Origin of the sequence: Azoarcus olearius, from assembly GCF_001682385.1 — a bacterium.
In the GTDB taxonomy this organism is placed as follows: Bacteria; Pseudomonadota; Gammaproteobacteria; order Burkholderiales; family Rhodocyclaceae; genus Azoarcus; species Azoarcus olearius.
This window is the reverse complement of record NZ_CP016210.1, coordinates 2,008,725-2,034,411: the sequence shown is the minus strand read 5'-3', so window position 1 is coordinate 2,034,411 and position 25,687 is coordinate 2,008,725. Positions and strand designations below refer to the sequence as shown.

Here is a 25,687-nt window from a genome sequence, read left to right as displayed (position 1 = left end):
CGACCGCATTGCAGCGCAACAAAGGCGGCGCTGCGCCGCCTGCCTCATCGGGGCACCGCCCCTCGTTAAAACGGCCCCATCCGGGGCCGTCTCTGTTTGTGCCGCCGCCGTAACCTCAATCCCGCGACAGCAAGGCGAAACGCGGGCGGCGGCCCGCCAGCGCGCTGCGCCGTTGCGGCGGGCGGTAGCCGGGCACCTCGGCCGCACCCCCTGCGAACCAGGCCGCGTTGCCCAGAAACCACCACCACACGGCGGGTACCAGAAACACCCCCCACGCCGACATCGCGGCGCGCGACACCTGCGCCGCCGCGCTCTCGGCCGGGGGCCGCCACACGATCTGCACGGCGTCATTGGCGATGCCGGCGGCGGCGATTCGCTCCATCAGCGGTTGAAGCTCGTCCTCGGCCGATACGAGGCAGTGAACAGTGCAGTGCATCGGGGGCCTCCTGCCATCACATTCGTGAAATGAAACGCATGACCTGTACCAGCAGGATTCTTGCCACCCCCCCTGTGAAATATGCCGGGGCGCCACCCGAAAGGAATTCCGGCGGATTCACCTGACATGGGCGCGGGCATGCAACCCAGCGCCGGACTGGCTTCCACGGACACCGGCCTTGTGTCGTGGCCACCGCCCGGAGTGGGGAATTGAAAAAAATACCCTTGCGGGAATGCCGCTTGCACAGGCGGTGAAAGCGGAATCTTTTTCAATGGAGGCAGCTCATGATCCGCCGCGCACGCCCTTCGCCCTTTCGTTTCGCCACCGCCCACGCGAGGACCCAGATCCGATTGCGCAAACGCCCCTCTCCAATGCGGGGCTCACTGTGCCGCCCGGTGCATAGGCCCCGCGGCGCAAGAACAGGGGGGCCGCCATGAGTAGCATCGGCAAGACGCGCTGGGCGATCGCGGAAGGCTACCTTCCGCCACAGAACGGCGAGCGCGGACGCCGGATGGTGAGCCACGAAACCGCCTGCCTGCTGAACACCGGCCGCTATGACGCGCATGTGCGGATCACGGTGTATTTCTCCGACCGCGAGCCTGCCGGGCCCTACCTGATCACGGTGCCGGCGCAACGCACCGTGCATCTGCGCTTCAACGACCTGCGCGACCCAGAACCGATTCCACTCGATACCGATTACGCCAGCGTGATCGAGTCCGACCGCCCGATCGTGGTCCAGCACAGCCGGCTCGATTCACGCCACGCCGAGTTGTCGCTGGTGACCACGCTTGCCTATGCGGACCGCTGACGCGGACGCCACGGAGAACATAATGCCTGCCCTCCCCCTGCGCTTTCCCCTGCTTGCGGCGGCCCTGCCCCACGGCGCGCGGCCGCTGTCGCCGGCGCCGCATGCGGACCCCGCGTCCACGCCCGGCAGCAGCCGTTTTTCCGGCGAAGCCGACTTTCTGGATGCCATCGGTCAGCCCCGCCGCAGCCGCAGCGCGGCCGATCTCGCCTCGCGCGAGACGGCCATCGCCCGCCACCGCATCGTCATCGTCGGCGGTGGCGCCGGCGGGCTGGAGCTGGCGGCGCGCCTGGGCGACAGCGTGGGGCGCGACGGCGCGGCGGAGATCATCCTGGTCGATGCGGCGCTGACCCACGTATGGAAGCCGCTGCTGCACGAGGTGGCGGCGGGCACGCTCGGGTCGCAGGAAAACGAACTGGACTTCCTGCAGCAGGCGCGCGACCACCACTTCCGCTTCCACCTCGGCCGGCTGGAATCGCTGGAGCGCGCGCACCGTTCGATCTGGCTCGCGCCGCTGGTGGACGACGACGGCATGGAAGTGGCGCCGCGCCGGCCGCTGGCCTACGACACGCTGGTGATCGCGGTGGGCGCGGTCGATAACGACTTCGGCACGCCGGGCGCGCGCGAACACGCGATCTCGCTCAACAACGCGGACGAGGCGCGGCGCTTCCACCGCCGCCTACTGGCACTGTGCGCGCGCGCCGAGATGACCACCGGCGAGCCGGTGCACATCGCCATTGTCGGCGGCGGCGCCACCGGGGTGGAACTGGCGGCCGAACTCACCGGCGCCGCCGGCGAGATTGCCTCTTACGGGCGCGAGCTGCGCCGCCTCGGGCTGCCGTTGCGGATCTCGCTGATCGAAGCCGGCGACCGCCTGCTGGCCTCGGTACCCCAGGGCCTCGGGCGCAAGGCGGGCGAAGACCTCGCCGCGCGCGGAGTCGACATCCGCGTGCAGGCCAAGGTGGCCGAGGTGTGCGCGGACTCCGTGCTGCTGAAAGGCGGCGAGCGCATCGCCGCCGACCTGGTGGTGTGGGCCGCCGGCGTGCAAGGCCCGGAAGTGCTGGAAAAGCTCGACGGCCTGGTCACCAACGACCGCCGCCAGTTGCTGGTGCGCCCCACGCTGCAGACCACGGTGGATGACGACATCTTCGCCTTCGGCGACTGCGCGAGCTGCACGCCCGGCCCGGACGACAAGCCGGTGCCGCCCAAGGCGCAGGCTGCGCAGCAGCAGGCGCTGCTGCTCACCCGCTCGCTGCAGCGCCGGCTGGCCGGCAAGCCGCCGCTGCGCTTCAGCTACCGCGACCACGGCACCATCGTCTCGATGGGGCCGGAGCAGGCGCTGGGCGAGGTCCGCACCGCGCACGGGCGGCGCTACGTCCTGCGCGGCATCCGCGCGCGCTTCGGCTACTGGCTGCTGTACCGCCGCCACCTCGCGGTGCTGGTGGGCGCCGCGCGCACGGTGCTCGTCACCGTGGGCCACTGGCTCACGCGGCGCGCGCACCCGCGCGTCAAGCTGCACTGAAGGCGCCGGCGCCGTCCGGCGCCGTGCGCGTCAGAACACCAGCATGCCGAGGCCCACGCCGAAGATCAGCACGATCAGGAAGATCGCCAGTGCAATGAAGAACAGCACCTTGGCGATGCCCGCGGCGCCGGCGGAAATGTTGGTAAAGCCGAACAGGCCGGCCACTAACGAAATGATGAAGAAGATGATGGCCCACTTGATCATGCGACGGCTCCTCTGAACAGGCCGGGATCGGCCGGCGGTGCGCGATCACGCGGATCGCGCGCGGGCGGGGGTGCTGCTGCATGCCGGGCGGTTGCCGCCGCGAACGTTGAAAAATTTACAACGTCGGGTAAGACATTCCGCGCGGCCGGGCCGGCGCAGCACGCCGGCACCGCCCCCGCGGGCAACGCTCAGTCCTTGGCCACCCTCAGGTTGCTATTGACCGTCTTCACGCCCGAAACGCTTTTCGCCTTGGTCACCGCCAGTTCGGCCTCGGCCGAGGAATGCACGGTGCCGCCCAGGGTGACAACCCCGTTGCGGGCCTGCACCTCGATGTTGCGCGCCTTGACCTCTTCGGTCGCGATCAGCGTGGACTTCACTTTGGTTTCAAGGGTCTTGTCGTCGACATACTCGCCGGCGCTGCGATCGCCGTCGCGCGCCTTGGTGCCCTCTGCGAGTGCGGTGCCACCCACGGTGGCCAGGGTGGTCGCGGCCAGGACCGCGCCAAGGAAGGAACGTCTGCTGTTCATCTTGAAATCCTCCGTAGATTCGCCCCCGTCGGGCGTCATGCCGATGAGCAGGGGCCGGAAAGCCGCTCGACGAGCGGTGCCCCCGTTTCGCAATCGGCGTACCCGGACGTCCTAGCTTCCTGGCACCGCGTTTGCTTACTCCGCTGTCGTCGGCCCTCCACGGAGTCATCGTCATGTTCTCCCCCGGCACCCGCGTCATCCGCGCAGCAGGCACCGCCCGCAGCCGCCTCGCCGCGCTCGCGCTGTGCGCCGCCTGTACGCTGGCGGGCTGCCGCCCGGCCGGCGAGGCGCCGGACTTCGGCGCGCTGATGCAGACCCAGGGCCCGGCGGTGGTCAACATCGTCGCGCTGCGCCCGGCGGCCGCCACCGTGCGGGACAGCCGGCCGCCCTCGCCCGCCGACCCCGCCTACGCGGTGTCGCCGCAGATCGCCGCCGGCCCCGAGCAGCCCGTGGAAGACCTCGGCTCCGGCTTCATCATCGACGCCGACGGACTCATCCTCACCAATGCCCACGTGGTGGCGGGCGCCACCTCGATCACGGTGCGGCTGGCCGACGGCCAGCGCGAATACCCCGCGCGGCTGGTCGGCGCGGACAGCCACAGCGACGTGGCGCTGCTGCGCATCGACGCCAGCGGCCTGCCGGTGGCCCGCATGGGCAGCTCGGCCTCCGTCAGCGCCGGCGAATGGGTGGCTGCGATCGGCTCGCCGTTCGGCTTCAGCAACACCATCACCGCCGGCATCGTCAGCGCCACCGGGCGCAACCTCGGCGAAGGCGGCCAGGTGCCCTTCATCCAGAGCGACGTGGCGGTGAACCCGGGCAGCTCCGGCGGGCCGCTGATCAACCGCCGCGGCGAGGTCGTCGGCGTCAATTCGATGATCTTCAGCCCCACCGGCGGCTATCTGGGGCTGTCGTTTGCGATTCCGATCGAGGTCGCGCTCGATGTGGCCCGTCATCTGCAACGCGACGGCGAAATCCGGCGCGGGCGCCTCGGCATCTCGGTGCAGCCGCTCAGCGACGGGCTCGCGCGCGCGTTCGGCTTCGACGGCCAGGGCGTGCTGATCAGCATGGTGGAACCGGGCAGCGCGGCCGAGGCGGCGGGGCTGCGCGCGGGCGACGTGATCCTGGGCTTCGGCGGCAAGGCCGCCACGCCCGCGGCGCTGCCGCGCATGATCGCGGATTCGGCGCCCGGCAGCCGGCAGGAGGTGGCGCTGTGGCGCGACCGCCACCCCGAGCGCGTCACGGTGACGATGGGCGAGCACGCCGTGCAGCGCGCGGCCCCGCCCGCCGCGGCGGCCCCCGCCCACCCGGATCACGGGCTGGTGCTGAGCGCGCTGCCGGCAGAGGTGTGCCGCCAGTACGGCGCCGGCTTCGCGCTGCGGGTGGACCGCGCGCCGGCCGCGCGCCATGAGGACGAACTGCGCTACGGCGACGTGATCCTCGCCGTCGGCGGACGGTCCTTCACCAGCCGGGGCGAGTTCGACCGGCTGCTGCAGGAGGCGCCCGGCGACCGCGCCGCGCTGCTGGTACGGCGCGGTTCGGCCGCCCTCTTCGTCGCGGTGGAGGTGCCCGGGCGGCTGCAGGAGGCGGGTTGATCCCGCGCCGCGCCCCCTCGCCGCAGCCGCGCCGGCGGCGTGCGCGCGCCGTCGCGCCGCCCACCCCGGGCAGCGCCGCGGACGCGCGCCGCGCCGACCGCTCTATGGTGCTGGTCGCCGTCGTCGTGCTGCTCGGCAGCATCGGGCTGTTGCTGTGGGCGATCGCTGACGTGGTGCTGCTGGTGTTTGCCGGGGCGCTGTTCGGCCTCTTCCTGCGCGGGCTGGTGGAGCCGGTGGCGCGCGGCGCACGCGTCACCGACACCACCGCGCTGATCCTGGTGCTCGGCGCGCTCGGCGGCCTCGTGGTGCTCGGCGGCGTTTTCCTCGGCGGCGAGACCGCCACCCAGCTCGACGAACTCGGCCCCCGCCTGCATGAGGCCTGGACCCAGATGCAGCGCGGCATGCGCGAATACCAGATTGGGCGCGCACTGCTCGCGGAGCGCGACCTGACCGCGCTGGTGCCGCAGAACGCGGAATGGGTGGAGCGCATCGGCGGCCTGTTCTCGACCACGCTGGGCGCCATCGCCGGCTTCTTCATCGTGATGTTCATCGGCCTCTACGGCGCAGTCAGCCCGCAGACCTACCGCGACGGCCTGCTCTACCTCGTGCCGCGCGACAACCGCGAGCGCGCCGCCGAAGTCATGGACGAAGTGGTCGATACCCTGCGTAACTGGCTGCTCGGCACCTTCATCAAGATGGTGGTGGTGGGAACCGCGGTCACGATCGGGCTGTGGCTGCTCGACATACCGCTGGCGCTGGCGCTCGGGCTGATCGCGTTCGCGCTCGAATTCGCGCCCTATGTGGGGCCGGTGCTGGCCGCGCTGCCGGCGGTGCTGGTGGCGCTGGCGCTGGGGCCGCAGCAGGCGCTGTCTGTGGTGCTGCTCTACCTGGGCGTGCAGGCGGCGGAGAACTACGTGCTGTCGCCGCTGGTGGATCTGCGCAGCGTCAAGCTGCCGCCGGCGCTGACGATCGCGGCGCAGGTGTTGCTGGGCGCCCTGCTCGGCGCGCTCGGGGTGATGTTCGCCACCCCGCTGACCGCCACCGGGGTGGTGCTGGTGCGCATGCTCTACGTCGAACCGGACGAGCCCGCGCCGGAAGCCGCGGCGGCGGCCGAGGACGCCAAATGAGCGCCGCGCGCCGGCGCCGGATCGCGGTATGGACCGCCGCGGTGGCGGTGTCCCTGCTCGCCCTCTACACCGCGGCGGGTTTTCTGCTGCTGCCCTGGCTGGTGTCACGCAAGCTGCCCGAACTGGTGTCGCAGCGCTTCGGCCTGCAGCTGACGCTCGACGCGCTGCGGATCAACCCCTTTCTGCTCACCCTGGAAGCCGGCCCCGCCACGCTGACGCAGCCCGACGGCAACCCGCTGCTGGTCGCGCAGTCCGCGCGCTTCGATCTCGACTGGGCCGGGGTGCCCTACCGCCACTGGACGCTGGACCAGGTGAGCTTCGACGGCGTGAAGGTCCAGCTGGTGCGCGATCAGGACGGGCGCTGGCTGCTGCCGCGCGCACCCGCGCCGGCTGCTGCCGCAGAGGCCGCCCCCGCGCGGCAGGACGCCGCCGGCACCATCGGCGCCACCGCCCCCGACGCTGCCCCGCCCCCGGCCGAGACGCCGGTGGCCGATGTCCTCATCCGCCACCTCGCGCTGCGCAATGCCACGCTCACCCTGATCGACCGCGCCAGCCCGGACGCGGCGCTCGCGGTCGCCGCGCTCGACGCGGAGATCGACGGCCTCGCCACCGCGCCTTCCGCGCGCCCGGCGAGCTACCGGGTGGGCGCCACGCTGCCCGGCGACGGCCGCATCGCTGCCGAGGGCGAATTCGCGCTCGCCGGGCGCCACAGCAGCGGCACGCTACGCCTCGACGCCGCGCCGCTCGCGCCCTGGTGGCCGCTGGTGCAGCGCGACTGGCGGCTCGCCGCGCCCGGCGGACGCATCGACAGCGCCAGCGCACGCTACTGGGTGGCGCTGGCGGGCGACCAGCCCGAGGTCACGGTCGAGCAGCTTGCGCTGCAGGCAAGCGCCCTGACGCTGCAGCCGGAAAACGCGCGCGAACCCCTGCTCGCGCTCGACACACTCTCCATCGCCGAAGGCCGGCTGGACCTCGCCGGCCGCCAGCTCGTGCTGCGCGGCCTGCGGCTGGCCGGTGGCAGCGTGGGCGTCAGCGCGGACGCCGACGGCACGCTGGACTGGGCGCGCCTTCGCCGCCAGCCCGCGGCCTCGGCCACCGAAGAGGCGCCGTGGCAGATCGAGCTGCCGCAGGCCGAACTGAGCGCGCTCGCGGTCCGCTACCGCGAACTTGCCGGCGCCGGCCGGCGCATCGAGAGCGCGCGGGTCGATGCACGCGCGGACCTCGTCCTCGGCGGCAGCGAAGGCGGCGCCGCGATCCACGCGCTGCACGGCACGCTCGCCGCGCCGCGCTACACCGCCGCCGATGCGCCGCCGCTCGCCGCGGGCCGCATCGAGATTGCCGACGGCCATCTGGACACCGCACAGCGCAGCGTCGGGGCGGCGAGGCTGGCACTGGTCGACATCCGCTTCGACATCGCCGTGGACGCCGACGGCCGGGTTGTACTGCCCGCGGCGCTGGGCCGCAGCGCGCCCGCCGCCGCCCCGCGCGCGGACACTGCCGGCAGCGCGGCGCGCCCCGCGTGGCGCTACAACGCGGATGAAGTCGTCGCCGACGGCATCGACCTCGGCGTGGAAGACCGGCGCGCGGACAGCCCGATCGCGCTGCGGCTGGCGGGCCGCGCGCGCCTGACCGGCGTGGACAGCCGCGCCGACAGCCTCGGCTTCGACGCCGAGCTGCGCGTCGACAGCGGCGGCACCCTGCGCGCCGAAGGCCGCGCCGCCGGCGACGGCAGCCGCGCCGAGGCGCGCCTGCGGGTGGAGGGCCTGGCACTCGCTCCCGCCGCGCCGATGCTGGAACGCCACGCCACCGTGCGCCTGAAGGACGGCCGCGTCGGCGGCGACGTGCAATTGCGCTACAGCGCAGCCGAAAGCCCGCGCCTGCGCGCCGAGGGCAGCGTGGCGCTGGCGGCGCTGCGGGTGGTCGAAGCGGAGAACGACCGCCCGCTGTTCAGCGCGGGCGAGGTGGCCGCCCACGGCGCGCTGCAGCTCGCCCCCGGTAGCCTGCATCTGGACAAGGTGGTGCTCGGTCGCCCGGAGGCGCGCCTGATCATCGACCGCGATCGCAAGCTCAACCTCGCCAACCTCAAGCGCGGCGACAAGGGCACACCCGATACCGGCGTGGAGGAGGCAGCGCGCCGCGCGGGGCGCGAGGTGGCGCGCGCCACCACGCCCGGAACGCCGCGCGGCGCACCGGAGTTCCCGCTGCGCGTGGAGCGCGTGGAACTGCGCGACGGCATCGTGGAGTTCGCCGATTTCAGCCTGGTACTGCCCTTTTCCACCCGCGTCGAACAGCTCGCCGGGCAGATGCTGGGCATCGACAACCGGCCCGGCAGCGAGGCGGTGGTCGATGCCCGCGGCCGCATCCAGCCGCATGGGGAAGCGCGCGCCGAAGGCCGTATCCGCCCGTTTGCCCCGGACGAGCTGACCGACCTGGAAGTGCGCTTCGACAATGTCGCGATGCCGCAGCTATCGCCCTACAGCGCCACCTTCGCCGGCCGCAAGATCGCCTCCGGCCGGCTGTGGCTGGGCGTGCGCTACCGCGTGTTCGACCGCGAGCTGGACGGCAACAACGCGATCACGCTGGAGGACTTCCGTCTCGGCGAAAGGGTGGACGCGCCCAACGCGCTCGACCTGCCGCTGGAGCTGGCGCTTGCGCTGCTGAAGGACCCGGACGGCCGCGTCCATCTGGAAGTGCCGGTGCGCGGCCGGGTGGATGACGCGCGTTTCGAATACGGCCAGGTGGTGCGCGACGCCATCGGCAACGTGCTGCGCCGCGTGGTTACCGCGCCCTTCCGCTTCCTCGGCCGGCTCGCCGGCGGCGGCGAGGCCGAGGACGACGAGGCGGTCGCCTTCGAAGCCGGTTCGGCGCGGCTGGCGGCGCAGGAGGAAGAACGCCTCGGCCGCCTTGCCGAAGCGCTCGCGCAGCGGCCGCAACTGCGCCTGGCGGTGCACGGCACCTGGGCGGCGGAGGACGAAGCTGCGCTGCGCGAGCAGGCCCTGCGGCGCGAGATCGCCCGCGCGGCCGGCCAGCCGGTGGATGCAGCCGGCCCCGCGGTGCTCGACTTCGGCGACCCCGCGGTGCAACGGGCGGTGGCCCGCCACGCCGACACGTCGGGAGAAGAGAGCGTGGCCGGGGCCGCGGCCGGCAGTGAAACCGCGCCGTCCCCGGCGCGCAAGCGCGGCGGCGGCGCTGCGCGCGCGCTCGCCACCGCGGACGACTGCGACCCCCAACACCCCGCGCAGGACTACGGCGTCGCCAGCCTGCCTTCGCGACGCGGTCAGGACTGCCGGCGCGGACAGGCCGGGCCCCACGGCGTCGACGACTTCTCCGCGACTGCGCCGGCCGCCCGCGGGACGGCGGAATCCGGCGAACCCGTCACCGACGCGGTGACCAACCCCACCGCCCGCTACCGTCAGCGCTTCGAAGCCCTGGCCGCACGCCAGCCGCTGCCGGAGGATGCCTTGCGCCAGTTGGCCGAACGGCGCGCGCAGGCGGTTCGCGAGTTTCTCGCCGCGCGCGGCGTGGCGGCGGAGCGGATCACGCTGCGCGACGCGAGCGCCGCCGGGGGCAAGCCGGGTACCGAGCTGGCGCTGGAAGCCGAGGCGCGTTGAGCCGGCACCGACGCCCTCATCCGCCGCCGTCGCGCTGCCGGGCCGTCCGCGCCAGCAGCCGGCTCGCCCCCACCAGCAGCGCGCCGAGCGCCAGCAGGCGCCCCGCCACCAGCCGGGCCCGCGTCGCCTGCGCCTCGCGGCCGAATCGACCCTCCGCGCGCTGGCACCCGGGTGCAGGCGCGAAGAGGTTGTCGGGCGCCTGCTGTGCCGCGCCGCGTGCCCCCTCCTCCTCAAGCTGGCCGTGCCAGGTCTGTTCGGCCAGCGTGTGCTTGAACCAGCCGGGCGCAAAACGCGCGCCGACGATGGCCAAGGCCGCCGGCAGACCCACCCAGCGTTCGCGCCGGCTTCCCGCCGCGGCGCGATAGATGGCGCGCGCGACCCAGTCCGGCGGATAGACCCAGCCCAGCGGGCGCGGGCGCCCGTCCATGTAGTTGCGGCTCCAGTCGAACTGCGGCGTGTTGCAGGCCGGCAGGTGCACCATCGTCACCCGCACCGCGCTGCGCGCATGCAGCAGTTCCAGCCGCAGCGCATCGGTGAAGCCGCGCAACGCCGACTTGGCGCCGCAATAGGCGGACTGCAGCGCGATCGAGCGGTAGGCCAGCGCCGACCCGACCTGCACGATGCAACCTTGGTTGCGGGGCCGCATGTGGCGCAGTGCGGCCTGCGTCCCCCATACCGCGCCGAGGTAGGTCACTTCGGTCGCGCGCCGGAAGTCCGCCGCCGGCACGCGCGCAAGGTCGCCGAACACCGTGGCCATTGCGTTGTTCACCCACACCGCGATCGGCCCCCAGCGGCGCTCCACCTCGTCGGCGGCCGCTTCCACCTGCGCGGGGTCGGCGACGTCGGCCACCAGCTTCATGGCCTCGGCGCCCAGCGCGCGGATCTGCGCGCAGGCGTCGTCCAGGCGCGCCTCGCCGCGCGCCAGCACCGCCACGCGCCAGCCATGGCGCGCAAACGTCAGTGCCACGGCACGCCCGACGCCGGCCGATCCCCCTGTCACCACCACGATCGGCGCTGTCATCGCCCCTCTCCTGCTTGCGGCGACACCGCCGCCGTCGCTTCCGCCGTGCGCGCAAACCGCCGCCACACCAGCCAGCCGCCCGCCGCAAGGTAGAACAGCGAGCCCGGCACCCACATGATCAGCCCCGCCAGTTGCTGCGCCTCCACGCTGCGCCCGGCGCCGTAGAAGGACTGCGTCGCGAAAGTCAGCAGCGCGCCGAGCAGGCCGGTGTGCATCAGCGTCACGCCCACGGCCAGCAGCGCGGCACCCAGGTCGCGCGGGCTGGCGCGCAGCACCGCCCACCAGAACAGCCACGCGGTAAACAGGAAGGCGACGTGCTCCACCGCGTGCCACCAGGGGGATTCCAGCGCCAGCACGTACAGCGCGGGCATGTGCCACAGCCAGATCGTCACCCCGTGCAGCAGCGCCGCCGCGCGCGGATGGGCCGCCACCCGGGCTAGATGGCGCCACAGCGGACGCAGCAGCTCGGCGCCGGCCGCGCGCCACTGCGGTAGTGGCGCCGCAAAGGCCCACAGCGGCGCCACCACCACCATGAAGGCCATGTGCTGCACCATGTGCCAGGCCGCATCGGTTTCGGCCCAGTCATCCAGCGGACCGAAAGCGGAAAACGCCGCCACCACCATGCCCGCATGAAAGCACGCGGCGGCGCCCGGGCGCGGCGCCACCCGGCGCGCGCCGCGGCAATAGCGCAGCCAGCCGGTCGCCATCGCCACCGCGCCGATCAACAGCGGCACCCGGTCCCAGGGCAACAGGTCCGCGGCGAAGGGCGTGTGCGCCAGCGCAGACGGCGCGGCCAGCAGCAGGATCAACGCAGCGCTCAGCGACATGCCGGCAGCTCCAGCAGCGGCAGGCCGACGAACAGCATCGCCAGCAAGGCCGCGAGATGGAGCGCGGCTCCCACGCGGGCGAGAAAGCGCCCGCCGGCCGGTTCCTGGTCGGCGCGGCGCGCGGCGCGCCAGCAGCCGCGTGCGTACAGCGCCGGCAGCAGCGCCGCGCCCACGGTGAACAGCAGGAAGGCGGTGTTGAGCCCGCCGCCGCCCGCCTCGCCCGGCGCGCGCGCGCAGGCCAGCGCCAGCCCGCCGTACAGCGCCACGAACCACAGCGCCCACCAGCCCAGCCCGAGCGCGAGATGCAGCGGATGGAAGGGCGGCGGCCTCACGCCCCGCCTCCCATGCCCCACACGGCGGGAAACCACACCAGCGCGGCGTAGCTGGCCCACAGCGTCACCGCGCTGTAGTGCCACCACTGGCTCACCACCAGCGGCTCGTAAGGCGCTTCGATGCCGACATAGCCAAAGCGCACGCGTAGTGCCTGCAAGGCTGCCAGCAGCGCCGCGAGCGCACCGTGGACGAGCGCGTAGCCCAGCATCACCGCACTGACCGCGTCGTGGGCGGTCTTGGTTGGCGCCAGCCCGGCCGCGGAGAACACGCCCGCGAGCAACCCGCAATGGACGAGGCCGAACAGTGCCGCCAGCGCCAGCAGCGCGCCCAGGCCGCGGCCGATGCCGGCGCGCAGCCGCGCCACCGCGCGGCGCAGCACCAGCGTGCCGGCGCTGAGCGCGAGCGCGGCCGCCAGCAACAGCCCCGCGCCCTTGCCCGCCGCAAGCCCGTGGTCCGGCGGCGGCGCCTGCCATGCGGGCGCCACGGTCCACAAGTACAGCCAGCCGAACAGCAGCGACAGGTAGAGCGCGCCGTTGGCAAGCAGCGTCAGCGCCATGCCCCATAGCCCGGGGCCGTCGAAGGTGCGCGAATGCAGCGGCGGGTCGCCCGGCGCCGTGCGCGCGTCGGGCGAGGCGAGCGGATGCGTGCCGTTTTCCCACGACCAGCGCAGCAGCACCGCCAGCGACCCGACCGTAAACGCCGCCGCGAGCGGATAGGCGCGCAGCAGCAGGCAGATGCAGACGCCGCCGATCAGCAGCGCGGCCGCAAAGGGCAGCCAGCTGTTGCCAGGCAGGTGGATGATCTCGCGCACCGCGCCGCTCGCCGGGTCGGTGCCCCAGGTTTCGCGCCGGCCATGGTCGATCAGCGCCAGCCCGCCGCGCCCGCGGGCAAGGTCGTCGCCCAGGCTGGGGTTGGACCACAGCGGGTGGCGGTCCTGCACCGCCGGCAGGCTGACGAAGTTGTACGGGCTGGGCGGGGTCGCGGTGGCCCACTCCAGGGTGCCCGCATTCCACGGATTGGGCCGCGCGCGCGCGCCGTAGCGGAAGTGCAGCACGATGTCGCACAGCACCGCGACGATGCCGGCCGCCATCACGAAGCTGCCGATCGACGACAGCAGGTTGGGGCCATCCCAGCCCAGCCCGGTTTCGTAGGTGTGCACCCGGCGCGGCATGCCCAGCAGGCCCGTCCAGTGCATCACCAGGAAGGTGAGGTTGAAGCCGATGAACACCAGCCAGAAGCCGGTGCGCCCGAGCGCCGCCGACGGCAGCCGGCCGGAGAAATGCGGCAGCCAGTAATACAGCCCCGCCACCAGCGGAAACAGCATGCCGCCCACCAGCACGTAATGCAGGTGGGCGACCACGAACTGGCTGTCGTGCACCTGCCAGTCGAAGGGCACCAGCGCCAGCATCACGCCGGTGAGCCCGCCGGCGACGAAGATGACCAGAAAGCCGGTGAGCCACAGCATGGGCACGTGGAACACCGGCCGCCCCAGCCACAGCGTGGCGATCCACGAGAACACCTGCACGCCGGTGGGCACCGCCACCAGCATGCTGGCGGCCGAAAAGAAGGCCTGCGCGAGCTGCGGGATACCGACGGTGAACATGTGGTGCACCCACAGCCCGAAGCTGATGAAGCCGGTGCTGACCACCGCGACCACCACCCAGGCGTGCCCCACCGCCGGCCGCCGCGCGAACACCGGCAGCAGCGTGGACACGATGCCCGCCGCCGGCAGGAAGATGATGTACACCTCCGGATGGCCGAACAGCCAGAACAGGTGCTGCCATAGCACCGGGTCGCCACCGCGCGCGACCTCGAAGAAGGGCATGCCGGCGGCGCGTTCCAGTTCCAGCAGGATGCTGCCGAGGATCAGCGGCGGAAAGCCGACCACGATCATCAGCGCCATCACCAGGATGTACCAGGCGTAGAGCGGCATCTTCTCCAGCGACATGCCGGGCGCGCGGGCGCGCAGGATGGACACCGCCAGCTCCACCCCGGCCGATACCGCGGAGATTTCGACGAAGGTGATGCCGAGCAGCCAGAAGTCCGAATTCGGGCCCGGCGTGTAGGTGCTGCCGGCCAGCGGCACGTACATGAACCAGCCCGCGTCCGGCGCGAGGCCGAGAAAGAGGCTGGAGACCAGGATCAGCCCGCCGAACAGGTAGCACCAGTAGCCGAGCGCGGACAGGCGCGGAAACACCAGGTCGCGCGCACCCAGCATCTTGGGCAGCAGATAGACCGCCAGCCCCTCCATCATCGGCACCGCGAACAGGAACATCATCACCGTGCCGTGCATGGTGAACACCTGCGCATACACCTCGGGCGTCATAAAGGCATGGCCAGGCAGCGCAAGCTGGCTGCGCACCAGCATCGCGAGGATGCCGCCGACCACGTAGAAGCCGAGCCCGGTCAGCAGGAAGCGCAAGCCCACGGTGGTGTGATTGACGATGGTGAGCGCGCGCCAGCCGCCGGGGTTGCCCCATACCGCGTTGAAGGCGTCGTGCAGGCGTTCGGCCTCGGCCACCGCGTCGGCGGCAGAGGCCGGGCCGGCGCCGGCCGCCGGAAGCGGCTCGGTGCTCACCGCCCAGCCTCCGCCGCCAGCCAGGCGGCAAAGGCCGCTTCGGGCTGGGCCTCGACCGCCAGCGCCATGCCTGCATGCCCGCTGCCGCAGTATTCGGCGCACTGGCCGCGGAACACGCCCGGCTCATCGGCGCGCAGGCGCAGCACATTGGTGCGCCCGGGGATCAGGTCCAGCTTGCCGGCCAGCCGTGGCACCCAGAAGGAGTGGATGACGTCCTCGCTGCGCAGTTGCAGCTCAACGGTACGGCCCACCGGCAGCTGCAGGCGGTCGCGCAGGCGCACTCCGGCTTCGGGGTAATGCACGTCCCAGCCCCATTGGCGGCCGGTCACCTCAATGCGCAGCGCGGGCGCGCCGGCCTCGCCCGCGAGCAGCATGCGCTGGCCGGCCGGCACGCCAAACGCGAGCAGCGCCGCGATGCTGGCGCCCGGCAGCAGCAGGCCCCCCAGTATCAGCCAGCGCCGCGCGATCCGCCGCTCGTGCGCGGGGTCCGGGTCGGATGCAGGGCTGCGCCGCAGCGCGTGCAGCCACAGCCCGACCACGCCCACCAGCACCACGGTGGCGACGATCAGCATCCCCCACCACAGCCGCGCGGCCTCGTATGCCGCCGGCCCCGCCGGCTCCAGCGCGGACTGCACGCCGGTGCAGCCGGCAAGCACGGGAACGAGCATTGCGAGGCCCCCCTGCAAACGCGCACCCCAGCGCCCGCCCAGGAGACCGCGATGCCCGATCCCGCCGAAACCGCCCCGCCCGCAGCCGCCGCACCGCCCACCGAGGCCCCCCCGCACGACGGCACGCCGGTGGGTCCGCTGCCGCCCGCGCCGCAGGGGCCGGTATCGGCCGACCCCGCCGCGGACCACCCGCCCCCGCTGCCCGAACCCATCGTCAGCCGCGCCGCGCTGGGCGGCCACCCGCTGCATCCGATGCTGATCCACTTTCCGGTCGCGGCGCTGATCGCGCTGGTGGGCGCCGATCTCGCGTGGTGGATGTCCGCCGACCCCTTCTGGGCGCGCGCCGGCCTGTGGCTGGCGGGGGTGGGCGCCTTCGGCGGCTGGATCGCGAGCGTCACCGGGCTGATCGACCTGCTCACGGTGGCGCGCATCCGCGCCAAGATCACCGCGTGGTGCCATGCGGTGATGGCGGTGATGATGCTCGCGCTCGCATCGCTGAACTGGCTGCTGCGCTACCGCTCGCCCGGGCCGGACGCCGGTGTCGCGCCCGGCACCGCGCTGGACACCGGCCCGGCGCTCGCCGCGCTCGCGCTGACGCTGCTGACCGCGCTGCTGATCGCGCTGGCGAGCTGGCTGGGCGGACGTCTCGTGTACGAGCATGCGGTGGGCGTGCAACACCATCCGGGCAGCGCGCCCTAGAACGGTTTGGCCAGCACCAGCCACAGCGCCAGCCCGATGAAGCCGGCCGCGGCGGCCGTGACCGCGTGGCACGCCGCCGGTGCCGACCACGCGCGCGGTGTCGTCTGTTCGCTGTTGAGCACCAGCGCGCCGCACAGCACGTGGCACACCGCCATGCCGGCCACCGCACCCAGCTTGGCCACCAGCCACAGCGCGGTGTTGCCTTGGGCAAGAAACAGCCCGGTGCCGCTCATGATCGCGACCAGCGCCGCGGGCGTCAGGCCGACGACGAAGAGTTGGCGCGCGCAGCGGCGGTAGCCGTCGCGTTCCAGCGCCGCGGGGGCCGCGCGCGCCGCCGCCACCAGCGCCGGCAGGTACAACAGGCTGCCGCACCAGCAGATCAGCGCGCCGAGGTGCAAGGCTTTCAGCAAGGTCATCGCGCCCGCCTCCGGTCATCCGCGCGCGGCCGTCGCGGCCCGCACGCCTCACAGCAGGTACTCCCAGCGCCGCGCGAACCACTCCAGCATCCGGGTGCCGATGTCGCGCCGTTTCCATTCGCGCGCGCTCACCTCGTGCGAGGCGTCCATGTCCATGCGGAAAAGCTGCTCCAGCTCGTCGGCGAAGTCGCCGTCGAGCACCAGCAGATCCACCTCGAAGTTGTGCACGAAGCTGCGCCAGTCGAGGTTGGTGGAGCCCACGCTGGACCACACCCCGTCGATGACCGCGGTCTTGGCATGCAGCAGCGCGTCGCGGCGCTCGTAGATGCGCACCCCGGCTTCAAGCAGCGCACTGTAGTGCGAGCGCCCGGCATGGAAGGGCGCCCAGAAATCGCTGAAGCCCGGCAGCACCATGCGCACATCCACGCCGCGGCCGGCGGCCGACTGCAGCGCCGCCACGGTGCGCTCGTCCGGCACGAAATAGCCGTAGGTCAGCCACACCCGCCGGCGCGCGTGGTCGATCGCCGACAGCAGCGCCACGTAGAGTTCGCTGCGTTCCATCAGCGGATCGGCCGCCACCGTGCGCATCGCCATGTTCCCGGCGCGGGCAGGTGCGGCGGCTTCGCGCAGGCCGGAGTCCGCCGGGTGGCAGCCCTGGGTGCGCCATGCGTCGTCGAACAGCTGCTGGAACTGCATCGCGACCGGGCCGCGCGCCATCACGTGGGTGTCGCGCCAGCCGGCCTTGGGATCGGGCGGCGCGCGCTTCTTGCGGCTGAAGGAGCCGGAGCTGTACACCGCGCTGATGTTGATGCCGCCGGTGAAAGCGGTGCTACCGTCCACCACCATCAGCTTTCGATGGTCGCGGTTGTTGATGTTGAGCCGGCTGTGGCGCTGCAGTTGCAGCGGATTGACCGGGTTGAATTCGCACACCGCGACACCGACGGCGCGCAGGCGGTCGAAGTACTCGCGCGGGGTCGCCAGCGACCCGACGCTGTCGTACAGCACCCGCACCCGGATGCCCTCGGCGCGGCGTTTTTCGAGCAGCGCGGCAAGTCTCGCGCCCGCGCCCTCCGCTTCCAGGATGTAGGTTTCGATGTCCACCGAGCGGCGTGCCGCGCCGATCGCGGCGAACATGGCGGCCTCGGTCTGCGGGCCGTCGATCAGGAGATGGGCGTCGTTGCCGAGCACCAGCGGCTGGGTCACGGCGCCTTCGACATGGGTGAGGTGATGGCGCAGCAGGCCGGACGCATCCTCGCGCGCGATGCGCTGGATGGCGGCCTGTGCGCGCGCAGCGCCCAAGGGGCCACGTTCGTCCTCCACCCGCACCGCCGCCAGCGGCACCGCGGCGCCGGCGTCCGGCAGATCGACCGCCGGACCGCTGACGCAGGCCGCCAGCAGCACCGCGAGGCAGAGGACGAGGCGCGGCGTCTTACGGCGCCGTCTTGATCCTGATGTCATTCTGCACGGCCTGCACGCCCTTGACGGAACGCGCCGCCTCCACCGCGGCCCGCGATTCGGCCTGGGTGGCTACGAAGCCGCTGAGCTGCACGGTGCCGCGGAAGGTTTCCACGTTCACCTCGCGCGCTTTCACATTGGGGTTGTCGGCGAGCGCGGCCTTCACCTTGGCGGTGATGGTCGCGTCGTCGATGTATTCGCCTGCCGACTGTTGCGAGCGTGTCGGCGTGCAGGCCGCTACCAGCGGCAGGGCGAACGCCGCAAACGCGGCACCGAGCATGGATCGTCTGTTCATCATGGTTATGGTCCTCCGGTCGGTGAAAAAATCGGCGCGGCGCGTGTTTCCCCTGGGAAGCGCTCCGCACACCCTCTGCAGCGACGGCCGTCCTCAGGAGGAGGGCTGGGCCGGACGCAATGCATTGATGACTACCTGGACGCCGCTGATGTCGCGGGCGATGGCGTCGGCGCGGGTGATCTGGTCGGCGGGCACGACCCCGTCCAGCTTCACCTCGCCGCGATTGACGGTGACGGTGATGGCTTTGGCCTCGACCTTTTCGTCCGCCGCCAGCGCCGCATTGACGCGGGCCTTCAGTGCCGCATCGTCGGCACGCACGGTCAGCGGCGAACCGCCGTTCTCGGCAGCCGTCGTCACCCCGCGTTCGACGCCACTCGGCTCGCCGCAAGCGGCGAGCACGAGGGTCGCGGCGCAGGCAAGGGCAAGGGGGATGCGCGTGGGTTTCATCGGCTTGCCCCCGTCATCGCCTGATCATTCCCAGCACCAGCGACACCAGGAAAATCACCAGGAAGAGATAGAAGAGGATCTTTGCGATCTCGGCCGCCCCGGCGGCGATGCCACCGAAGCCAAACACGGCGGCGATGATCGCGATGATCAGGAAAATCACTGAATAGCGCAGCATGTGGCACCTCCTGTATGGGCCATCGCCCGTTCTGGGTGACCACAAGGGCAGCAATCTGCGTGCCGCATCCCGATTTGCGCCGATTTTTCCGCGATCAGCCTGCTTTGAAGCGCGTTTTTGGCGTTTTTTCCGCGCTGCGGCATGACTTGCACCGGCTGAAAAAACTGCTATGGGCGCGGTAACAATTACAGCCGTCCGCGCCCCGCCCGCCTTGGCGGAATTCGCCGGGCCGGGCACGAAAGCTGCGCTTTCCCCGCCATCGCGGCCGTCCGGCCGCTTTGGCAAGGGGACTACCGTGACCGTCTCGACCATTCTTCTGATCGTCCTGGTGCTGCTGCTGATCGGCGCACTGCCTTCCTGGCCCTACAGCAGCGGCTGGGGCTACGGCCCGAGCGGCCTGCTCGGGGTGATCCTCGTGATCGTGCTGGTGCTGTTCCTGATGGGCAGGATCTAGCGCCCCGTGAACGCAAACCGCCCCTGCAGCACCGGGCGCAGGGGCGGCTTTCATCGGGCGGATCAGGACATGGAGCGCGAGGCGGCCCCATGGGTGGGTTCCGAGATGCCGCACACCGCGGCGCCGGCCGGCTCGGCGCCCTCGCACTGCGCGATGTCCGCCAGCGCGACGATGCCCACCATGCGCTTGTCGTGGTCCAGCACCACCAGCCGGTGCAACTGCACCTCGCCCATGTTGTGGGCCACGCTTTCCACCTCGTCGTCGTCGAAACAGTACTTCACGTCGCGGCTCATCACCTCGCGCACAGGCGTCTCGGGCGAGCGCCCCGCCGCCACCGCGCGGATGGTGATGTCGCGGTCGGTGAGCATGCCGACCAGGCGGTCGTCCTCGCCGACGGGCAAGGAGCCGACGTCCCACTCCGCCATCAGGCGGGCGGCATCGTGAATGCTCTGGTTCGGGGTCACCATCCGTACATCCGGGGTCATTGCGTCGCGTACCAGCATGATTTGTCCTCCTTCGGCAGGGTCGTCCTGCTCTGCAAGTGGGCTGCAAACCCCGTACCCGTGGCGCGCCGGGCCAGGGCACGCGATTTGCGGAAGGCGGGAACGACCTTGAGTGGAGAACGACGATGAACCAGCCTCTCGCCACGCTCGGTGCGCTCGCGCTGGGCGCCACCGCGATGTACTACCTCGATCCCGACCGTGGCCGGGCGCGCCGCGCCGAAATCGGCCAGCGCGGCTCCCGCCTGCGGCGCGAAGCCCGCCACCGCATCGACACCGGACGCCGCCGCACGCGCGACGGCATGCGCGGGCTGTATGCCGAAACCGCGGCACTCGGGCGCGGCACGCCGCCGGACGAACATCTGGCCACCCGGCTGCGCGCGCGGCTGGGCCGCAGTTGCACCCACCCGGGCGCCATCCATATCGAAGTGCACGGCGGCGCGGTCGTGCTGCGCGGCCATGTGCTGGCGCACGAGGCCAACGGCGTGATCGAGGACATCGCGCTGATGCCGGGCGTCAGCACCGTGGAAGACAAGCTGCAACGCCACCTCGAAGCGGGCCAGGTGCCGCAGCTGCAGGGCGAAGGGCGGCTGCGCCGCAGCCATCGTCTGCCGGCGCCGTTGATGGCGGCGCTGTGGAGCGTCGGCACGGTCACCGCGCTGGCGCTGTCGCCGCGGCTGCGCGCGCTGTGGGTGGCGCTGTCGCTGCTGTCGCTCGCATCCGGCGCGCGCGCCCACCGGCCCGACCCGCAGCCCAACCCCGCGCCCGACCCGGTGCCGGAACACGAGCCGAACGATCCCGAGGACATTCCGCTGCGCGAGCCGGAGCCGGAACCGGAGCCCGCAACCGCCGAAGAGATCGCGGGCGGCGCCGCCACCTCGCCCACCGGGAGCTGACGCATGGCCCGGCTGCCGCCCGCGCTGCATCTGCCGCTGCACATGCTGCCCCAGCCCACCGAGACCACCTGCGGGCCCACCTGCCTGCACGCGGTGTATCGCTACTGGGGCAGCGACGTGGCGCTGGAGGACGTGATCGGCCGCACCCGCGCGCTGGAGCACGGCGGCACCTTCGCGGTGTTCCTGGCGTGCGACGCGCTGACCCACGGCTTCGAAGCCACCATCTACACCTACAACCTCACCGTGTTCGACCCCACCTGGTTCCGCCGCCGGCTCGACATTGCCGAGCGCCTGCGCGCGCAACTGGCGGTGAAGGACGACCCGCGCATCGCCCACGTCACCGAGGGCTATCTGGAATTCCTGCGGCTGGGCGGCAAGCTGCGCTTTACCGACCTGTCGCCGCCGCTGATCCGCGGCATGCTGCGCCGCCGCCACCCGATCATCACCGGGCTGAGTTCCACCTTCCTGTACCGGGTCGCGCGCGAGTACGGTCCCACCGACATCGTCGACGACCTGCGCGGCACCCCCTCCGGCCACTTCGTGGTGCTGGCGGGCTACGACCGCGGCGAACGCAAGCTGCTGGTCGCCGACCCCTACGGTCCCCACCCCTACGGCGGCACACGCGACTACTGGATCCGCATGGACCGCGTGTTCAACGCCATCCTGCTCGGCATCGTCACCCACGATGCCAACCTGCTGGTGCTGGCGCCGCGCCGCCGGCCCGAGGAGACCGCTCCATGAGCCTGCATCCGCACGCCCGCGACAGCGCCGCGAGGACCGCATCGTGACTACGCTGATCGTCGTCGATGACCCCGGGGACTGGCCCCCGGGCGGGGGCAGCATCAACGTGGTCCCCGCCCGCAGCTACCTCACCGACCCCGCCTTCGCCGAGGAACGCCCGGCGCGGGTGTTCAACCTGTGCCGTTCCTACCGCTACCAGAGCCTGGGCTACTACGTCTCGCTGCTGGCCGAAGCGCGCGGCCACAAGCCGTGGCCGCGCGCCGGCACCATCGAGGACCTGCAGTCGCAGAACCTGGTGCAGGTGCTCACCGCGCGGCTCAACCAGCTGGTCGAACAGACCCTGGCGCCGTTGAAGGCGGACCGCTTCGAACTGAGCGTGTATTTCGGTCGCAACCTGGCGCAGCGTTACAACGTGCTCGCGGACCAGTTGTTCCAGCTGCTGCAGGCGCCGCTGCTGCGGGTGCGCTTCGAACGCGCGGGCGGGCACTGGCACACGCGCAGCATCCGCCTGGTGGGCATCGGCGAGCTTTCGGAGACGCACCGCAACTTCGTCTATGAAGCTGCGGCCACCCACTTCGCCGCGCGCGCGCGGCTGGCCGACCGCCGCCCTCAGGAGGAATACGCCCTGGCGATCCTGCACAACCCGGAGGGGCGCAACCTGCCCTCCAACCCGGCGGCGCTGGCCAAGTTCGCCGAAACCGGCGCCGCGCTCGGGATGCGGGTGGAGTTCATCACGCCGGGCGATTTCGGCCGGCTGCCCGAGTTCGACGCGCTCTTCATCCGCGACACCACCTTCGTGCACCACTACACCTACCGCTTCGCGCGCCGCGCCCAGGGTGAAGGGCTGGTGGTGATCGACGACCCCGACTCGATCCTGAAGTGCAACAACAAGGTCTACCTCGCCGAAATGCTCGCGCACCACAACCTGCCCGCGCCGCGCACGCTGCTGATCCACCGCGACAACATCGACCAGGTGGCGCCGCTGCTGGCGCTGCCCTGCGTGCTGAAGCAGCCCGACAGCTCGTTCTCGTCCGGCGTGGACAAGGTGGAAACCGAGGCCGAGCTGCGCGAGAAGGTGGGTGCGCTGCTGGACAAGTCGGACCTGATCGTGGCGCAGGAATGGCTGCCCACCGAGTTCGACTGGCGCGTGGGCGTGCTCGACCGCCGGGTGGTCTTCGTGTGCAAGTACTACATGGCCAAGGACCACTGGCAGATCATGAACCACAGCGCCGCGCCGGAGCACCGCGAGGGCCGCACCGAAGCGCTGGCGGTGGGCGAGGCGCCGGAGGACGTGGTGGAACTCGCGCTGACCGCGGCCAATCTGATCGGCGACGGCTTCTACGGCGTGGACATCAAGCAGATCGGCAACCGCTGCTGCATCATCGAGATCAACGACAACCCCAACGTGGATGCGGGCAACGAGGACGGCGTGCTGCGCGACGCGCTCTACCGCGAGGTGATGGGGGTATTCCTGCGCCGGCTGGAGCGCCGGCGCGAAGGAGGCGACGCATGAAGAACGACGCGGCCCCCGCGGCGCTGCCGGCCTTCGCCGGCTACGGCCTCGAAATCGAATACATGATCGTCGACCGGCTCCACCTCGACGTGAAGCCGATCGCCGACCGCCTGCTGTACGCCGGCGCCGGCGAGGCGGTGGCCGACGTGGTGCGCGGCGAGATGGGGTGGTCCAACGAGCTGGCGCTGCACGTGTTCGAAATCAAGAACCGGGCGCCCTCGCCCACGCTGGCGCCGCTTGTCGACGCCTTCCATCGCGAGGTGCGCGCCGCCGCCGAGCTGCTGGCCGGCATGGACGCGCGCTTGATGCCCGGCGGCATGCACCCGTGGATGGAGCCCTCCACCGAAACCCGGCTGTGGACGCAGGACCGCGCCGCGCTCTACGCCTGCTACGACCGCATCTTCGACTGCCGCCGCCACGGCTGGGGCAATCTGCAGAGCGTGCATCTGAACCTGCCCTTCTCCGGCGACGAGGAATTCGGCCGCCTGCATGCCGCGGTGCGGCTGGCGCTGCCGATACTGCCGGCGCTGGCGGCGAGTTCGCCGTGGGCGGACAAGCGCCCGAGCGGCGTACTCGACACCCGGCTGCTGATGTACCGCGACCATCAGCGCCTGGTGCCGGCCTCGATGGGCGACTGCATCCCCGAGCCGATCGCCACCGCGGCGGACTACCACGCACTGGTGCTGGCGCCGATGTACCGCCAGGTGGCGGAATACGGCGCGGTGCGCTGCAAGGGCGACGCCAGCGAGCTGCGCCACGAATGGCTCAACGCGCGCGCCGCGGTGCCGCGCTTCGAACGCAGCGCCATCGAGATCCGCGTGCTCGACACGCAGGAATGCCCGCTGGCGGACGTCGCCGTGGCCGCGGCCTCCGCCGGGTTGGTGCGCCACCTCTACGACCACCGTTGCGCCAACGCCGACGCGCTGGTCGACACGCCGGTGCTGGTGGATATCTTCGAGCGCTGCATCCGCGACGCCGATCAGGCGCGGATCGAACATCCGGACTATCTCGCGCTGTTCGGCCTCGGCAACGGCGGCGGGCTGAGCGCGGGCGAACTCTGGGGCCGGCTGCTCGACCGGCTCGACGCCTCCGGCCAGCTGCCCGCGCCGCTCCATCCACCGCTGCAGCTGTTCCTGCAGCGCGGGCCGCTCGCGCGCCGGCTGGCGAGCGCCCTCGACGACGATCCCGGCCGCCTGCGCGCCGTCTACGGGGAACTGTGCGAATGCCTGCTCGACAACCGCCTCTTCACCGGCCCGCGCGTGGTCTGAACGCGCCGGCCCCGATCCCGCCGACCTCCGCCTTCCTGGTCACCTGCGAACACGGCGGACGCGAGATCCCGGAGCCCTACCGCGAATACTTCGCCCAGCACGACGGCCTGCTCGCCGGCCACCGCGGCTACGACCCCGGCGCGCTGGCGCTGGCACGCGAACTGGCCGACGCGCTGCATGCGCCACTGCTGTGGTCCGCCACCAGCCGGCTGCTGGTGGACCTCAACCGTTCCCCCACCAACCCGGCGCGCTTCTCGGCGATCAGCCGCACGATGCCGCCCGCGCTGCGCGCCGAAGTGCAGGCCCACCATTACCAGCCCTACCGGCTGGATGTGGAACAGAGCGTGGACAACGGCGTGCGCCAGCACGGCCAGGTGGTGCACATCTCCAGCCACAGCTTCACCCCGGTGCTGGACGGCCGGGTGCGCAACGCGGATGTCGGCTTCCTGTACGACCCGCGCCGCCCCGCCGAGGCGGCGCTGTGCGAGCGCTGGCTGGAAGCCCTGCAACTGCGCAACCCGGCGCTGCGGCTAAGGCGCAACTACCCCTACGCCGGCCGCTCCGACGGCTTCTGCACCTGGCTGCGCCGCCATCACGACGGCAGCCGCTACCTCGGCGTGGAACTGGAAGTGAACCAGCGCCACGCCACCGCCGGCGGGCCGCAGTGGACCGCGCTGCGCGCGGACATCGTCGCGGCGCTGTTGCAGGCGGTGGGGCGGACTACGGGTGAGATGCGGGCGGCGGGCGCTTCCCGTCCGGGCGTCAACCAGATGTCCTGAATCTGAGCGCGAGACCGGCAAGACCGAGACCGATGAGCAGCAGGCTCTCCGGTTCGGGAACCGGGTTCGCCTGCTCCAGCGGGCGGATCGAGAAGCTGACGGCCTGCGACTCGGCAAACGCGTCGTCGTAAAAGAAGGCAATGTCGGATCTCAAGGCGCAATCGTTCGGAGCGAAACACACCGGGGCGCCGACTTCGAAAATATCGCCGCCCGAAATCCCCCGGAACAGCAGCGCGGACGCGTTTCCAACATCCGGTGCGAACCAGATACTCGCCGTTTGACCGCCGCTGACGAAGTGATAGGAGACGAGGTCATTCAGACCCCACGTCCTGGTGCCGAACGACGCCTGGAAGTTGGAAATTCTCGAAGCGTCCACGCCGTAGACGTCCGTTGAGAACGCAACATCGAAACCGAGCGACTGGCCGCCGGGAATGAAGGTAGCCCCTGTCGTGTCGACGTCGAACGAGAACGTAAAGGTGTAGAAGCCCGGCGTGTCGTAACCGAAAAATCTGCTCGTTATCGACGAGCCGATAACCTCGTCGGTCACGTTGACCCCGACCGAGCCGGAGTAGTGATACGCGCCGGGTGCAATCACATTTGCTGCTGCCGGGAGCGCAGTCAATCCTGCGGCGCTGGCAAGGAGGAGCGACGCAATTCTGAGGTTGGTTGTCATTGTTCGGGCTCCAGAAGAAATGGAGTCAGCCGTAGCAATTACTGCACCAACGTCATGAAACCAAAGGCGGCACCAGCAATGGCGCTTCGCCCGAAAAACGTTTGATAACTCGATGTAAAAAGCCC

Annotated in this window: 27 protein-coding genes; 12 read left to right on the top strand and 15 right to left on the bottom strand. The window is 71.5% G+C overall.

What is annotated here, in order from left to right; genetic code table 11:
* Positions 1-115: 115 nt before the first annotated feature.
* Positions 116-436 carry a hypothetical protein gene (locus dqs_RS09425; RefSeq protein WP_065340298.1) on the bottom strand — a complete coding sequence of 107 codons (321 nt, stop codon included), beginning with the start codon at positions 434-436 and terminating at the stop codon, positions 116-118.
* Between the two features lie 433 nt (positions 437-869).
* On the opposite strand from dqs_RS09425, the gene dqs_RS09420 reads away from it, so the two are divergent.
* Complete coding sequence (locus tag dqs_RS09420) at positions 870-1,244, top strand: sensory rhodopsin transducer (RefSeq protein WP_011765500.1); 375 nt, start codon at positions 870-872, stop codon at positions 1,242-1,244.
* Positions 1,245-1,266: 22 nt separating this feature from the next.
* The gene (locus dqs_RS09415) at positions 1,267-2,763 is read left to right on the top strand and encodes an NAD(P)/FAD-dependent oxidoreductase (RefSeq protein WP_084018379.1); all 1,497 of its coding nucleotides are present in this window, start codon (positions 1,267-1,269) and stop codon (positions 2,761-2,763) included.
* A 30-nt stretch (positions 2,764-2,793) separates the two neighbouring features.
* On the opposite strand, the gene dqs_RS09410 is transcribed toward dqs_RS09415, so the two are convergent.
* Together dqs_RS09410 and dqs_RS09405 are read right to left on the bottom strand one after the other, a co-directional pair.
* Entirely contained in the window at positions 2,794-2,967 is a 174-nt protein-coding gene (locus dqs_RS09410) for a DUF1328 domain-containing protein (RefSeq protein ID WP_011765498.1), read from the bottom strand.
* Between the two features lie 188 nt (positions 2,968-3,155).
* Entirely contained in the window at positions 3,156-3,494 is a 339-nt protein-coding gene (locus dqs_RS09405) for a BON domain-containing protein (RefSeq protein WP_011765497.1), read from the bottom strand.
* A 173-nt stretch (positions 3,495-3,667) separates the two neighbouring features.
* Here dqs_RS09405 and dqs_RS09400 point away from each other — a divergent pair, with 173 nt between their 5' ends.
* From dqs_RS09400 to dqs_RS09390, 3 genes are all read left to right on the top strand, one after another.
* Entirely contained in the window at positions 3,668-5,086 is a 1,419-nt protein-coding gene (locus dqs_RS09400) for a trypsin-like peptidase domain-containing protein (RefSeq protein WP_065340297.1), read from the top strand.
* A gap of 104 nt (positions 5,087-5,190) precedes the next feature.
* Positions 5,191-6,213 (top strand): AI-2E family transporter, encoded by a 1,023-nt coding sequence (locus tag dqs_RS09395; protein ID WP_065341690.1) that lies wholly within the window; start codon positions 5,191-5,193, stop codon positions 6,211-6,213.
* Positions 6,210-9,824, top strand: coding sequence for a DUF748 domain-containing protein (locus dqs_RS09390; RefSeq protein WP_065340296.1), 3,615 nt, complete (start codon positions 6,210-6,212; stop codon positions 9,822-9,824). The genes dqs_RS09395 and dqs_RS09390 overlap by 4 nt, the downstream gene beginning before the upstream one ends.
* A gap of 16 nt (positions 9,825-9,840) precedes the next feature.
* On the opposite strand, the gene dqs_RS09385 is transcribed toward dqs_RS09390, so the two are convergent.
* From dqs_RS09385 to coxB, 5 genes are read right to left on the bottom strand one after another with little or no spacing between them, the layout of a single operon-like run.
* Positions 9,841-10,845 (bottom strand): SDR family oxidoreductase, encoded by a 1,005-nt coding sequence (locus dqs_RS09385; protein WP_065340295.1) that lies wholly within the window; start codon positions 10,843-10,845, stop codon positions 9,841-9,843.
* A complete protein-coding gene (locus dqs_RS09380; RefSeq protein ID WP_065340294.1) occupies positions 10,842-11,672 on the bottom strand; it encodes a cytochrome c oxidase assembly protein in 831 nt (276 codons plus the stop codon). Before dqs_RS09380 ends, dqs_RS09385 begins: the two co-directional genes overlap by 4 nt.
* Entirely contained in the window at positions 11,663-12,004 is a 342-nt protein-coding gene (locus dqs_RS09375; protein ID WP_011765491.1) for a hypothetical protein, read from the bottom strand. Before dqs_RS09375 ends, dqs_RS09380 begins: the two co-directional genes overlap by 10 nt.
* The gene (gene ctaD, locus dqs_RS09370) at positions 12,001-14,583 is read right to left on the bottom strand and encodes a cytochrome c oxidase subunit I (RefSeq protein WP_065340293.1); all 2,583 of its coding nucleotides are present in this window, start codon (positions 14,581-14,583) and stop codon (positions 12,001-12,003) included. Before ctaD ends, dqs_RS09375 begins: the two co-directional genes overlap by 4 nt.
* Positions 14,580-15,251 (bottom strand): cytochrome c oxidase subunit II, encoded by a 672-nt coding sequence (gene coxB / locus dqs_RS09365; RefSeq protein WP_065340292.1) that lies wholly within the window; start codon positions 15,249-15,251, stop codon positions 14,580-14,582. Before coxB ends, ctaD begins: the two co-directional genes overlap by 4 nt.
* 51 nt (positions 15,252-15,302) lie before the next feature.
* Between coxB and dqs_RS09360 the strand changes: the two genes are divergently transcribed.
* Positions 15,303-15,950 carry a DUF2231 domain-containing protein gene (locus dqs_RS09360; protein WP_084018373.1) on the top strand — a complete coding sequence of 216 codons (648 nt, stop codon included), beginning with the start codon at positions 15,303-15,305 and terminating at the stop codon, positions 15,948-15,950.
* Here the strand turns inward: dqs_RS09360 and dqs_RS09355 are convergent.
* The 5 genes from dqs_RS09355 to dqs_RS09335 all read right to left on the bottom strand — a co-directional run bounded on the left by dqs_RS09355 (position 15,947) and on the right by dqs_RS09335 (position 18,738).
* The gene (locus dqs_RS09355) at positions 15,947-16,366 is read right to left on the bottom strand and encodes a CopD family protein (protein WP_011765487.1); all 420 of its coding nucleotides are present in this window, start codon (positions 16,364-16,366) and stop codon (positions 15,947-15,949) included. The genes dqs_RS09360 and dqs_RS09355 overlap by 4 nt on opposite strands.
* A gap of 48 nt (positions 16,367-16,414) precedes the next feature.
* Entirely contained in the window at positions 16,415-17,824 is a 1,410-nt protein-coding gene (locus dqs_RS09350) for a phospholipase D-like domain-containing protein (RefSeq protein WP_065340291.1), read from the bottom strand.
* Complete coding sequence (locus tag dqs_RS09345) at positions 17,796-18,119, bottom strand: BON domain-containing protein (RefSeq protein ID WP_011765485.1); 324 nt, start codon at positions 18,117-18,119, stop codon at positions 17,796-17,798. The genes dqs_RS09350 and dqs_RS09345 overlap by 29 nt, the downstream gene beginning before the upstream one ends.
* Before the next feature lie 90 nt (positions 18,120-18,209).
* Positions 18,210-18,563, bottom strand: coding sequence for a BON domain-containing protein (locus tag dqs_RS09340; RefSeq protein WP_011765484.1), 354 nt, complete (start codon positions 18,561-18,563; stop codon positions 18,210-18,212).
* Positions 18,564-18,576: 13 nt separating this feature from the next.
* On the bottom strand, positions 18,577-18,738 hold the full coding sequence (locus tag dqs_RS09335) for a DUF1328 family protein (protein ID WP_041642488.1): 162 nt from the start codon (positions 18,736-18,738) through the stop codon (positions 18,577-18,579).
* Between the two features lie 295 nt (positions 18,739-19,033).
* Here dqs_RS09335 and dqs_RS21025 point away from each other — a divergent pair, with 295 nt between their 5' ends.
* Positions 19,034-19,192: a DUF3309 domain-containing protein gene (locus tag dqs_RS21025; RefSeq protein ID WP_011765482.1), complete on the top strand. Its 159-nt coding sequence runs from the start codon at positions 19,034-19,036 to the stop codon at positions 19,190-19,192.
* A 62-nt stretch (positions 19,193-19,254) separates the two neighbouring features.
* On the opposite strand, the gene dqs_RS09325 is transcribed toward dqs_RS21025, so the two are convergent.
* On the bottom strand, positions 19,255-19,695 hold the full coding sequence (locus dqs_RS09325; RefSeq protein ID WP_065340290.1) for a CBS domain-containing protein: 441 nt from the start codon (positions 19,693-19,695) through the stop codon (positions 19,255-19,257).
* Between the two features lie 125 nt (positions 19,696-19,820).
* Between dqs_RS09325 and dqs_RS09320 the strand changes: the two genes are divergently transcribed.
* Genes dqs_RS09320 through dqs_RS09300 form a run of 5 tightly spaced genes read left to right on the top strand, consistent with a single transcriptional unit; the run spans position 19,821 to position 24,889 of the window.
* Entirely contained in the window at positions 19,821-20,588 is a 768-nt protein-coding gene (locus tag dqs_RS09320) for a BON domain-containing protein (protein WP_065340289.1), read from the top strand.
* Positions 20,589-20,591: 3 nt separating this feature from the next.
* Complete coding sequence (locus dqs_RS09315; RefSeq protein ID WP_065340288.1) at positions 20,592-21,329, top strand: cysteine peptidase family C39 domain-containing protein; 738 nt, start codon at positions 20,592-20,594, stop codon at positions 21,327-21,329.
* A gap of 43 nt (positions 21,330-21,372) precedes the next feature.
* Positions 21,373-22,842 carry a RimK family alpha-L-glutamate ligase gene (locus dqs_RS09310; protein WP_011765478.1) on the top strand — a complete coding sequence of 490 codons (1,470 nt, stop codon included), beginning with the start codon at positions 21,373-21,375 and terminating at the stop codon, positions 22,840-22,842.
* Entirely contained in the window at positions 22,839-24,110 is a 1,272-nt protein-coding gene (locus tag dqs_RS09305; RefSeq protein ID WP_065340287.1) for a carboxylate-amine ligase, read from the top strand. The genes dqs_RS09310 and dqs_RS09305 overlap by 4 nt, the downstream gene beginning before the upstream one ends.
* Positions 24,065-24,889 (top strand): N-formylglutamate amidohydrolase, encoded by an 825-nt coding sequence (locus dqs_RS09300; RefSeq protein ID WP_065340286.1) that lies wholly within the window; start codon positions 24,065-24,067, stop codon positions 24,887-24,889. The genes dqs_RS09305 and dqs_RS09300 overlap by 46 nt, the downstream gene beginning before the upstream one ends.
* On the opposite strand, the gene dqs_RS09295 is transcribed toward dqs_RS09300, so the two are convergent.
* Entirely contained in the window at positions 24,873-25,562 is a 690-nt protein-coding gene (locus tag dqs_RS09295) for a PEP-CTERM sorting domain-containing protein (protein ID WP_065340285.1), read from the bottom strand. The genes dqs_RS09300 and dqs_RS09295 overlap by 17 nt on opposite strands.
* Positions 25,563-25,687: the final 125 nt, after the last annotated feature.

Bases quoted from the DNA above. Each gene is read 5' to 3' on its own strand.
- dqs_RS09425 (WP_065340298.1), bottom strand. From the start codon at position 436: ATGCACTGCACTGTTCACTGCCTCGTATCGGCCGAGGACGAGCTTCAA.
- dqs_RS09420 (WP_011765500.1), top strand. From the start codon at position 870: ATGAGTAGCATCGGCAAGACGCGCTGGGCGATCGCGGAAGGCTACCTT.
- dqs_RS09415 (WP_084018379.1), top strand. From the start codon at position 1,267: ATGCCTGCCCTCCCCCTGCGCTTTCCCCTGCTTGCGGCGGCCCTGCCC.
- dqs_RS09410 (WP_011765498.1), bottom strand. From the start codon at position 2,967: ATGATCAAGTGGGCCATCATCTTCTTCATCATTTCGTTAGTGGCCGGC.
- dqs_RS09405 (WP_011765497.1), bottom strand. From the start codon at position 3,494: ATGAACAGCAGACGTTCCTTCCTTGGCGCGGTCCTGGCCGCGACCACC.
- dqs_RS09400 (WP_065340297.1), top strand. From the start codon at position 3,668: ATGTTCTCCCCCGGCACCCGCGTCATCCGCGCAGCAGGCACCGCCCGC.
- dqs_RS09395 (WP_065341690.1), top strand. From the start codon at position 5,191: ATGGTGCTGGTCGCCGTCGTCGTGCTGCTCGGCAGCATCGGGCTGTTG.
- dqs_RS09390 (WP_065340296.1), top strand. From the start codon at position 6,210: ATGAGCGCCGCGCGCCGGCGCCGGATCGCGGTATGGACCGCCGCGGTG.
- dqs_RS09385 (WP_065340295.1), bottom strand. From the start codon at position 10,845: ATGACAGCGCCGATCGTGGTGGTGACAGGGGGATCGGCCGGCGTCGGG.
- dqs_RS09380 (WP_065340294.1), bottom strand. From the start codon at position 11,672: ATGTCGCTGAGCGCTGCGTTGATCCTGCTGCTGGCCGCGCCGTCTGCG.
- coxB (WP_065340292.1), bottom strand. From the start codon at position 15,251: ATGCTCGTTCCCGTGCTTGCCGGCTGCACCGGCGTGCAGTCCGCGCTG.
- dqs_RS09360 (WP_084018373.1), top strand. From the start codon at position 15,303: ATGCCCGATCCCGCCGAAACCGCCCCGCCCGCAGCCGCCGCACCGCCC.
- dqs_RS09355 (WP_011765487.1), bottom strand. From the start codon at position 16,366: ATGACCTTGCTGAAAGCCTTGCACCTCGGCGCGCTGATCTGCTGGTGC.
- dqs_RS09350 (WP_065340291.1), bottom strand. From the start codon at position 17,824: ATGACATCAGGATCAAGACGGCGCCGTAAGACGCCGCGCCTCGTCCTC.
- dqs_RS09345 (WP_011765485.1), bottom strand. From the start codon at position 18,119: ATGATGAACAGACGATCCATGCTCGGTGCCGCGTTTGCGGCGTTCGCC.
- dqs_RS09340 (WP_011765484.1), bottom strand. From the start codon at position 18,563: ATGAAACCCACGCGCATCCCCCTTGCCCTTGCCTGCGCCGCGACCCTC.
- dqs_RS09335 (WP_041642488.1), bottom strand. From the start codon at position 18,738: ATGCTGCGCTATTCAGTGATTTTCCTGATCATCGCGATCATCGCCGCC.
- dqs_RS09325 (WP_065340290.1), bottom strand. From the start codon at position 19,695: ATGCTGGTACGCGACGCAATGACCCCGGATGTACGGATGGTGACCCCG.
- dqs_RS09320 (WP_065340289.1), top strand. From the start codon at position 19,821: ATGAACCAGCCTCTCGCCACGCTCGGTGCGCTCGCGCTGGGCGCCACC.
- dqs_RS09315 (WP_065340288.1), top strand. From the start codon at position 20,592: ATGGCCCGGCTGCCGCCCGCGCTGCATCTGCCGCTGCACATGCTGCCC.
- dqs_RS09305 (WP_065340287.1), top strand. From the start codon at position 22,839: ATGAAGAACGACGCGGCCCCCGCGGCGCTGCCGGCCTTCGCCGGCTAC.
- dqs_RS09300 (WP_065340286.1), top strand. From the start codon at position 24,065: ATGCCTGCTCGACAACCGCCTCTTCACCGGCCCGCGCGTGGTCTGAAC.
- dqs_RS09295 (WP_065340285.1), bottom strand. From the start codon at position 25,562: ATGACAACCAACCTCAGAATTGCGTCGCTCCTCCTTGCCAGCGCCGCA.